10 protein-coding genes are annotated in these 8,782 nt (G+C 61.3%); 3 read left to right on the top strand and 7 right to left on the bottom strand.

Annotated features, from left to right (window positions below; all coding sequences use genetic code 11):
• Nucleotides 1–1,049 (top strand): FAD-dependent oxidoreductase (locus tag ACIQ36_RS15625; RefSeq protein ID WP_395830982.1); only part of this gene is annotated, 1,049 nt, incomplete at its 5' end.
• Here ACIQ36_RS15625 and ACIQ36_RS15620 read toward each other — a convergent pair.
• The gene (locus ACIQ36_RS15620; RefSeq protein WP_395830980.1) at nucleotides 1,046–1,387 is read right to left on the bottom strand and encodes a DMT family protein; all 342 of its coding nucleotides are present in this window, start codon (nucleotides 1,385–1,387) and stop codon (nucleotides 1,046–1,048) included. The genes ACIQ36_RS15625 and ACIQ36_RS15620 overlap by 4 nt on opposite strands.
• Before the next feature lie 70 nt (nucleotides 1,388–1,457).
• Between ACIQ36_RS15620 and ACIQ36_RS15615 the strand changes: the two genes are divergently transcribed.
• The gene (locus ACIQ36_RS15615; protein ID WP_395830978.1) at nucleotides 1,458–1,928 is read left to right on the top strand and encodes a tryptophan-rich sensory protein; all 471 of its coding nucleotides are present in this window, start codon (nucleotides 1,458–1,460) and stop codon (nucleotides 1,926–1,928) included.
• Here the strand turns inward: ACIQ36_RS15615 and ACIQ36_RS15610 are convergent.
• From ACIQ36_RS15610 to argB, 4 genes are read right to left on the bottom strand one after another with little or no spacing between them, the layout of a single operon-like run.
• On the bottom strand, nucleotides 1,908–2,477 hold the full coding sequence (locus tag ACIQ36_RS15610) for a hypothetical protein (protein WP_395830976.1): 570 nt from the start codon (nucleotides 2,475–2,477) through the stop codon (nucleotides 1,908–1,910). The two genes, ACIQ36_RS15615 and ACIQ36_RS15610, sit on opposite strands and share 21 nt — an antisense overlap.
• Nucleotides 2,477–3,625, bottom strand: coding sequence for a succinyl-diaminopimelate desuccinylase (gene dapE / locus ACIQ36_RS15605; RefSeq protein WP_395830974.1), 1,149 nt, complete (start codon nucleotides 3,623–3,625; stop codon nucleotides 2,477–2,479). Before dapE ends, ACIQ36_RS15610 begins: the two co-directional genes overlap by 1 nt.
• A gap of 5 nt (nucleotides 3,626–3,630) precedes the next feature.
• A complete protein-coding gene (gene dapD, locus ACIQ36_RS15600; RefSeq protein WP_395830972.1) occupies nucleotides 3,631–4,470 on the bottom strand; it encodes a 2,3,4,5-tetrahydropyridine-2,6-dicarboxylate N-succinyltransferase in 840 nt (279 codons plus the stop codon).
• 23 nt (nucleotides 4,471–4,493) lie between these two features.
• Nucleotides 4,494–5,408, bottom strand: a complete 915-nt coding sequence (gene argB, locus ACIQ36_RS15595) for an acetylglutamate kinase (RefSeq protein WP_395830970.1) — start codon at nucleotides 5,406–5,408, stop codon at nucleotides 4,494–4,496.
• 224 nt (nucleotides 5,409–5,632) lie between these two features.
• On the opposite strand from argB, the gene ACIQ36_RS15590 reads away from it, so the two are divergent.
• Nucleotides 5,633–6,400 carry a hypothetical protein gene (locus ACIQ36_RS15590; RefSeq protein ID WP_395830968.1) on the top strand — a complete coding sequence of 256 codons (768 nt, stop codon included), beginning with the start codon at nucleotides 5,633–5,635 and terminating at the stop codon, nucleotides 6,398–6,400.
• Here ACIQ36_RS15590 and yihA read toward each other — a convergent pair.
• Entirely contained in the window at nucleotides 6,397–7,035 is a 639-nt protein-coding gene (gene yihA, locus ACIQ36_RS15585) for a ribosome biogenesis GTP-binding protein YihA/YsxC (protein ID WP_395830984.1), read from the bottom strand. The genes ACIQ36_RS15590 and yihA overlap by 4 nt on opposite strands.
• Before the next feature lie 32 nt (nucleotides 7,036–7,067).
• Nucleotides 7,068–8,756 (bottom strand): membrane protein insertase YidC, encoded by a 1,689-nt coding sequence (gene yidC / locus ACIQ36_RS15580; protein WP_395830966.1) that lies wholly within the window; start codon nucleotides 8,754–8,756, stop codon nucleotides 7,068–7,070.
• Nucleotides 8,757–8,782 lie beyond the last annotated feature (26 nt).

Below are 8,782 nucleotides of genomic sequence, written 5' to 3'. Positions count from 1 at the left end.
CCCATCTTATTCTGCGCGGCAACCGGGCCGTTCAAGCCTATCTCGCCCGCATCGGCGCGCAGGACCAATTCGCGGCACCGGGGCCGACACCGGGGGCGCTGACGCTTATCGGTGGGGAGGATCGGCTGACCGTGCCGCTCGGCCCTGGTCTGCTGGTCAACCCGCCAAAACCCCTCACGCGCGGCGCGCTGCTGGCGGCGGGGAATCTGATGCGTGGCGGCACCGTTGCCGAAAGACTCGATCTCTTAGGCCCAACAGGGCGTTGGTTCTGGACCCCCTTAACGCGCTCAATTCTCAACTGTGATCCGGCGGAAGGCGACGCGCGTTTGCTGAGCGCCGTCTTGCGGCAAGGTTTGCTGCGCGGCGCGGCGGCAGCCTGCCCGATGGTGGCGCGGCAGAGCCTTAGCGCCAGCCTGATCGAACCGGCGCTCGCCTATCTAACGGCGAAAGGCGCGCGGTTGCGTTTCACCACGCCGGTGCGCGGGTTTCATCGCGTCGAAGACCGTTTAACGGCGCTGCATGTAGGTAATGGCGAGATTATCCCCATCACGCCGCGCAGCCGCGTCATCCTCGCGGTGCCGCCGTCTGCCGCCCAACGGCTCCTGCCCGACCTCATCGTGCCGACCGAAACCCGCGCGATTCTCAACGCCCATGCCGTGCTGCCGGTGCCGCCTGACCTTAGCGAAACGCCGGAGCTTCTTGGGCTCATCGATGGCACCGGCGAATGGTTTTTGCGCCGGGGCGCGCGGGTGGCCATCACCATCAGCGCCGCCGATGGGTTTCGCGCGTGGCCGGAGGAAAAACTCAGCGCCGCCCTCCAGACCGATCTGATGCGTCTTTACGGTTGCGCGCCCAAAGACCTGACGCTGATTTGGGAAAAACGCGCCACCTTCGCCGCCACGCCCAACCAGGTCGCTTTACGCCCGAAAACGCGGGCGGGCGGCCTCGTCAATCTGCGTCTTGCGGGCGATTGGACCGATACGGGCCTGCCCGCAACGCTCGAAGGGGCGATCCGCTCCGGCATCAAGGCGGCGGAAAGCTGGTTCTAGACCTTCAAAAACACGAAATAGACCGCGCCGACCAAACAGAGCGCCGCCGCCGCGTGGTTCCAGCGCAACTGGTCGCCTAAGTAGAACACCGAAAACCCGGCGAAGATCACGAGGGTGATGACCTCCTGGATAATCTTTAACTGCGGCGCGGTGAAAACCCCATAGCCGATGCGGTTGGCGGGGACTTGCAGGCAATATTCGAAAAAAGCGATGCCCCAGCTTATCAGAATCACTTGCCACAGGGCCGTGTCGCGGTACTTCAAATGCCCGTACCAGGCGAAGGTCATGAACAGGTTGGAGCCAACCAGCAGGGCAATCGTCCAAAAAGCGGTATACATGGATAGAACTCGACGGGGGCGATGGGATCAGGCGCTTAGCCATAGCCCCGCTACCCGATAAGGAAAAGCGATGAAACGGCAGATCTTCCTGCGCGCGTCCGGTTATGTTGCCGTCGCGCTGATTTTAAACGGGCTGATTTTCAGCCTGGGCTGGAACGATACCGGCGTGACCCGGCAGGCGACCCCACCCTGGTTCGCGCCGCCCGGCTGGGTGATTGGCGCGATTTGGACGCTGCTATTCGCGGGCATGGGCGCGGCGGATGTTCTGCTGTCGGCCCGGTTGCCGGGCGCGGGGCGGGCGCGCCTTGTGGGGCGGCTGCTGGCATTCGACTGCCTCGCCTATACCTTCTACGCTTTGGCGACCGATAGTGTTTGGGCGGGGTTTGCTGGGAACATTGGTACGGTGCTTCTGGCGGCGACGGCGGCCCTTCTGGCACGCCCCCACGACCGGCGCGCGGCGGCCCTTTTGGGTCTCGTGGCGCTGTGGTCGGCCTATGCCACGTCGATTGTGGTTTACCGTCTAGCTGGGGCCGGTCAATAGGGCGGGATTGGCCCCAAACTGCACATTCACCGCTGCAATCGTGAAAGTGAGCGATAGTAACAGGTGCAGGACCAGCGCGCCGACCGCAAGGCCGGTAGGCGCGCCCAAACCTTGTTTCACGATACGGAACAGCACGACGTTGATCCAGATGAAGACCATCATCGCGGCCCCCTGCATCAAGACTTCCGACCCGACCGTCAAGGCAATCAGAACGACAATTTGGGCGACAATCGAGAGCATCATCGAGGCCCAATTGACCCCGGCGATGACCCGGCACAGGCCGGTTCGATAGCCGAGCCGCAAGCTTAACTCGGCGAAAATCGTCAGGAAGCAGGCGGTGGCGGCCAGATCGGCCACGGCTTGCAGCAATGTGCCTTGCAGGCCCAGTTGGGTTTCACTGCCGACCAACAGGGCGACCACCATGACCAGGACAAATTCGATGGCCAGCGGTATGAAGGACCGGCGCACCTCCCCAACATTATCGAGGAAATAGCTCTGCCACGCCGGGTTTCCCCAAAACAGGGCCGTAAGGGCTTGGACGGAGGGCATTATGAAAAGTACCGATCGAGCATTCTGCGGTAGATGTGGGTGAGCGCGGTCAAATCCGCAAGGCGGGTGTTCTCATCGACCTTATGCATCGACTGACCGACGAGGCCGAATTCCACCACGGGGCAATAGGCGCGGATGAAGCGCGCGTCCGACGTGCCGCCGGTCGTGCTCATCTCCGGCACCACGCCCAGCACGGCTTCCACCGCCTCGGCGACCAGCGCCGAGAGCGGGCCGGGCGGCGTGAAGAAGCTTTCGCCCGAGACACTGATTTGCAAATCGTAAGGTATCTCGGCGCTGTCCAGCCGCGCGCGCAGCAGTTTTTCGAGCGTGGTGCTCGTGAAAGCATCGTTAAAGCGCACGTTGAAGCGCGCCGTGACCGTGCCGGGAATGAGATTACTCACCGGGTTGCCGGTATCGACCGTGGTGACTTCCAAGTTCGACGGCTGGAAATGCGCCGTGCCCCCATCGAGCGCACCGGACCCGAGAGCGGTCAGCAGCGCCACCATTTTCGGAATGGGATTATCGGCCAGATGCGGATAGGCGACATGGCCTTGCGTGCCCTGGATGGTGAGCAGACCCGAGAGCGAGCCGCGCCGCCCGATTTTCATCATCTCGCCGAGCACGCGCGGATTGGTCGGCTCGCCGACGACGCAGGCGTCAATCGTTTCGCCGCGCGTCGCTAGCCATTCCAGCATCTTTTTGGTGCCGTTGACGGCGGGGCCTTCCTCGTCGCCGGTAATCAGCAGGCTAATCGAGCCGCCAAACTCCGGGGTTTCGGCCAGGAACTGCGCGACGGCGGCAACGAAAGCGGCGATGCCACCCTTCATATCGGCGGCCCCGCGCCCAAACACCCGCTCGCCCATAATCTCGGCGGCGAAAGGATCGACCGACCAGCCCGCAAGATCGCCCGGCGGCACCACATCCGTATGCCCGGCGAAGCAGAAATGCGGGCTGCCGGTGCCAAAGCGCGCGTAAAGGTTCTCGACAGGCTCGGTGCCCGCCTCTTCAAAGCGCAGCGGGTGGCAGTCGAACCCGAGGCCGGTCAGCGTTGCCGCCAGCAGCCCCAGCGCGCCCGCGTCCGCTGGGGTCACGCTCGGGCAGCGGATGAGGGCTTGGGTCAGCAGGATCGGGTCGAGCGCCTCCGCCATGGGGATTAGCTCCGCAGCAGTTCGTTGATGCCGGTCTTGCTGCGCGTTTGTGCATCGACCCGCTTCACGATCACGGCGCAGGCGAGGCCCGGCCCAGGGGTGCCATCGGGCAGCGGCTTGCCGGGGAGGGTGCCGGGGATGACCACCGAATAGGCGGGAACGCGGCCCATGAAGATTTCGCCGGTATTGCGGTCGATGATCTTGGTGGAGGCGCCTAAGAACACGCCCATCGACAGCACGGCCCCTTCTTCGACCACAACGCCTTCGGCCACTTCCGAGCGCGCGCCGACGAAGACGTTATCCTCGATAATCACCGGCCCGGCCTGCAAGGGTTCCAGCACGCCGCCGATACCGACGCCGCCCGAAATATGGCAGTTCTTGCCGATTTGCGCGCAGGAGCCAATCGTCACCCACGTATCGACCATCGTGCCGCTATCAACATACGCGCCGACATTGACGAAGCTCGGCATCAGCACGACGCTGGGGGCGATAAAGGCGCTGCGGCGGACGATGGCCCCTGGAACGGCGCGAAAGCCCGCGCTTTGGAACTCACCCGCGCCCCAGCCGAGGAACTTGGAGGGCACCTTGTCCCACCAATCCGCGCCGCCCGGCCCGCCCGAAATCGGGGCCATGTCGTTGAGCCGGAAGGAGAGCAGCACGGCCTTTTTCAGCCATTGATGCACCACCCAGCCGCTGGCCTCTTTCGTGGCAACCCGCGCCTTGCCCGCATCCAGAAGATTCAAGGCTTCGGCCACCGCTTCGCGCACAGCGCCCTGCGTGCTGGTCGAAAGCGTGTCGCGGGCGTCCCAGGCGGCATCAATGGTTGTGGCGAGATCTTGCGTCATTTTCTTGTTCTTTCTGAGGGTTCTTAGCCGCGCCGCACGAGCGTGCCGACGCCGCCGGAGGTGAAAATCTCCAGCAAAACGGAATGGGGGACGCGCCCGTCGAGAATCACCGAACCTTCAACGCCCTGCATGACGGCTGACATGCAGGTTTCGATCTTCGGGATCATCCCGCCCGAAATCGTGCCGTCCGCAATCAGGCGGCGCGAATCTTCCGTGGAGAGTTCTTTAATCAGGTTCTTACTCTTATCGAGCACGCCCGCAACGTCGGTCAGCAGCAGTAGCCGGGTGGCGCTCAGCGCGCCCGCAATCGCGCCCGCTGCCGTATCGGCATTGATGTTGAAGGTTTCGCCCTTGGTGCCGATGGCGGTCGGCGCGATGACCGGAATGATGTTGGAGGCAGCAAAAACGTTGAGAACCTCGACATTCACCTCTTCCGGCTCGCCAACGAAGCCGAGATCCAGCACTTTTTCGATATGGCTATCGGGATCGACCTTGGTGCGCGTTAGGCGGCGCGCGGTGATCAGGTTGGCGTCTTTACCCGAGAGGCCGACGGCGAGCCCGCCCGCGCGGTTGATCGCGCCGACAAGCTGCTTATTGATCGAGCCCGCCAGCACCATTTCGACGATTTCTACCGTCGCTTCATCGGTAATGCGCAAGCCGTCGATGAACTGCGACTGAATCTTCAGCCGATCCAGCATTTTGCCGATCTGCGGCCCGCCGCCGTGGACGATGACGGGGTTGATGCCAACCTGCTTCAGCAGCACCACATCGCGCGCAAACACATCGGCGAGGGCTTCATTGCCCATCGCGTGGCCGCCGTACTTAATCACGAAGGTTTTACCGGCAAAGCGCCGCATGAAGGGCAGCGCTTCGGAGAGAATATTGGCCTTGGTCGGCCAATCGAGTGCAGCAATATCGACGGGAGGGGAGTCGGTCATCGCGGGAAATCTCCGAAGCGGCACAGTGAGGCTCCCACCTTGCGGGGGCGGCGGGATCATGCGCAAAACGGGGGCGGAGGAGAAGCGGAAATTCGATTGCGGGCCGGAATGGGCAGGACGCAGAAATGCCGGGGCAGGGGGGGGCGGAGAACCGCCTTATTGTCGGCACGGCGCAATCCTATATAGTGACTACTCGATAAATTGGCAGATGGGCGAGATTTTTGATGTCGAAGGGTGCTTCCTTTAAAACTATTCCCCCGCGCAAGCCCGATCTGAAAGACTGCCGTTTTTACCATTCCGTCACGTTACCCTCGGGTGAGGTTTCCGGCGAATGGGATTTGCGCAAAGATGTCGATGCCTATCTCGGTAATGTCGATTTTAAGGGAAAATCAGTTTTTGAGGTCGGCCCTGCCAGCGGTTTTCTGTCGGTTCATATGGAAAAGGCCGGGGCCAGTGTAACCTGTCTCGAGCCGCCCATGTCCCATCTGTGGGATATTGTTCCCTTTGAGGGGTTCAATGTCGAAAAATGGCGTAAGGAATTCGTCGATATCATTGGCGGCGTTCGGAATTCTTTTTGGTACTATCATGATCTTCATAAATCATCGGTTCGGATGATCGAAACCGACCCCTATCATATTCAACCGGACGTAGGCGACTACGATATCGGCCTCTTGGCGAGCGTTTTGCTGCATACGCGCGCGCCATTCAATTTGCTTGAACAGGTCGCCCGCCGCGTCCGCGAAACGATCATCGTGACGGAGATGTATAATCCCGAGCTTGGGCAGGAAGCGATTTGCCGTCTTCTGCCCCACCGAGGTGTCCAGCAGGTTGATACCTGGTGGCAGTTCAGCCCAGGGTTCTTTTTTTCATCGCTCGGTTTGCTCGGTTTTACGGAAGCGCGCTTTTCAACCCATAATCAATATTCGGCGGCGACTAACCAAATCGTGCCGATGTTCACCGCCGTCTGTAGCCGCCCGAAAAAAGCGGCTTAAGACCCGGCAAACTGCGACAAAACCGCCCGCAAGGTCGCAATCCCCTCGCCCGTTTCGGCGCTCGTCACGATGATTTCGGGATGGGCGGCGGGGCGGCGGCGGATCACGTCGGCGGTTGCCTTCAGCAGATCGTCGCGGTCCTTCTGTTTCAGCTTGTCGGATTTGGTCATGATGATCTGATAGGGCACGGCGCGTTGATCGAGCCAATCCATACTATCGAGATCGTTCTTCTTCACCCCGTGGCGCGCATCGACCAAAAGGCAGACGCGGCGCAGGGTGGAGCGCCCCCGCAAGTAGAGATCGATCACATTCGCCCAGCGCGCGGCTTCGGTTTTCGGCACTTCGGCGTAGCCATAGCCGGGCATATCGACCAGCAGCAGCTTTTCCGCCAGCAAGAAGAAGTTGAGCTGCTGGGTGCGCCCCGGCGTGTTGGACGTGCGCGCCAATGTGTTGCGCCCGGTCAGCGCATTCACGAGGCTCGACTTGCCGACATTCGAGCGCCCGGCGAAAGCCACCTCGGTCAGGGTGATCGGCGGCAGCCGGTCGATGGTCGGAACCGCCGCCACGAAGTCACACGGCCCAGCGAAGAGCTTGCGGCCGGTTTCCAGCGCGCTTGCCCATTCGTCCGGCCCCATGCCCTCCAGCGGGCCTTGAACGGGAAGCGCGCTCACGCCGCGCCCATCCGGCGCATGATGATCCACTGCTGGGCAATCGACAGCGTATTGTTCCACGCCCAATAGATCACCAGACCGGCGGGGAAGCTGCCAAGCATGAAGGTGAAAACCACCGGCATAATCATGAACATCTTCGCCTGGATCGGGTCGGCGGGCGTTGGGTTCAGGCGCATTTGCAGCCACATGGTGATGCCCATAATCAGCGGCCACGCGCCGAGCATTAAGATGTGGGGCGGGGTCCAGGGGATCAGGCCGAATAGGTTGAAGATCGTTGTGGGATCCGGGGCTGACAGATCGTGAATCCAGCCAAAGAACGGCGCGTGGCGCATTTCGATGGTGACGAACAACACCTTATAGAGCGCGAAGAACACCGGAATCTGCGCCACAATCGGCAAGCAACCGGAGAGCGGATTGATCTTCTCGCGCTTATACAGGCCCATCAACTCCTGCTGCATGCGCGCGTTATCGCCCTTATACTTTTCGCGCAGTTCCTGCATCACCGGGGTCAGCTTCTTCATCTTGCTCATCGTCACATAGGAGCGATTGGCAAGCGGGTAGAAGACGGCCTTGATCAAAACGGTCAGCACCAAAATGCAGATGCCGAAATTGCCGACCTGATGATAGATGATTTCCATCAATTGAAAGATCGGTTTGGTGAAGAAGAAGAACCAACCCCAATCGACCGCATAGTCAAAGCGATTGATATTCAGGTTGGTTTCGTAACGCTGGAGAAGTGAGACTTCCTTAGCGCCCGCGAACACGCGATGATTAGACTCGACACTGCCGCCCGGCGCGAGCGTTTCGGCTTCGCCCAGGTAATCCACCTGGAATTTTTCGATCCCATTCGGCTTGCTGTACCGGAACGAGGTTTTCACCGTGTCAGCTTGATCGGGCACCAGGGCCACTAACCAATATTTATCGGTAAAGCCCAGCCAGCCGCCCTTGGTCGAGCCCGAGATTTCCGGCTTTTCGCGCATCGCTGAATATTTATGCTCTTGCAGCACATCGCCGAGAACGCCGACCGCGCCTTCGTGCAGAATGAAGAAATCCTGCGTAATCGGCGTGCCGGAGCGCGAGGCCAGGGCGTAAGGATACAGCGTAACGGGGGCCGCCGCTTTGCTGTCCACCCGTTGCGTTACCGTAATCATATAATCCTTATCCACCGCATATTGGCGGATGAAGGTCAGGCCCTTACCATTGTCCCACGTTAGCGTCAGCGGCTGCGTTGGGGTCAGCTTATCGGTATCGGCGGTCCAGCGCGTATCCTGGCCCGGCACCGGCTGGCTTTGATCGGTCGTGGACCAGCCGAATTCGGCATAATAGGCGTCCGCCGCGCCTAAGGGATGCAGCAGCGTGACCAGCGGGCTCATGGGGTCGACCGTTTCGCGGTAGCCGGTCAGCACGATATCGTCGATCCGCCCACCAACCAGGGCGATGGAGCCCTTTGTGCGCGGGGTTTCGATGGCGACGCGCGGGTTTTCGGTGAGGATCGTGGCGCGGTCACGCACCACCGGCGCGGTGGCAACACCCGGTAAGCCGGGCAAGATCGCGCCCGACGGCGCGGTCTGGCCGCTGGTTTGGGGCCTCGGCGCGGGCGGCTTGGGCTGCTCGACGAAGAATTGGAAGCCGACGAGAATGGCGATGGAAATCACGATCGCAAGGATCAGGTTCCGTTGTTCCATGATTTGAAGGCAGCCTTACGGATCGC

Source organism: Elstera sp. (assembly GCF_044372965.1).
Classification (GTDB): Bacteria; Pseudomonadota; Alphaproteobacteria; order Elsterales; family Elsteraceae; genus Elstera.
This window is presented reverse-complemented; position numbering and strand designations above follow the sequence as displayed.

Bases quoted from the DNA above. Each gene is read 5' to 3' on its own strand.
- ACIQ36_RS15620 (WP_395830980.1), bottom strand. From the start codon at position 1,387: ATGTATACCGCTTTTTGGACGATTGCCCTGCTGGTTGGCTCCAACCTG.
- ACIQ36_RS15615 (WP_395830978.1), top strand. From the start codon at position 1,458: ATGAAACGGCAGATCTTCCTGCGCGCGTCCGGTTATGTTGCCGTCGCG.
- ACIQ36_RS15610 (WP_395830976.1), bottom strand. From the start codon at position 2,477: ATGCCCTCCGTCCAAGCCCTTACGGCCCTGTTTTGGGGAAACCCGGCG.
- dapE (WP_395830974.1), bottom strand. From the start codon at position 3,625: ATGGCGGAGGCGCTCGACCCGATCCTGCTGACCCAAGCCCTCATCCGC.
- dapD (WP_395830972.1), bottom strand. From the start codon at position 4,470: ATGACGCAAGATCTCGCCACAACCATTGATGCCGCCTGGGACGCCCGC.
- argB (WP_395830970.1), bottom strand. From the start codon at position 5,408: ATGACCGACTCCCCTCCCGTCGATATTGCTGCACTCGATTGGCCGACC.
- ACIQ36_RS15590 (WP_395830968.1), top strand. From the start codon at position 5,633: ATGTCGAAGGGTGCTTCCTTTAAAACTATTCCCCCGCGCAAGCCCGAT.
- yihA (WP_395830984.1), bottom strand. From the start codon at position 7,035: ATGGGGCCGGACGAATGGGCAAGCGCGCTGGAAACCGGCCGCAAGCTC.
- yidC (WP_395830966.1), bottom strand. From the start codon at position 8,756: ATGGAACAACGGAACCTGATCCTTGCGATCGTGATTTCCATCGCCATT.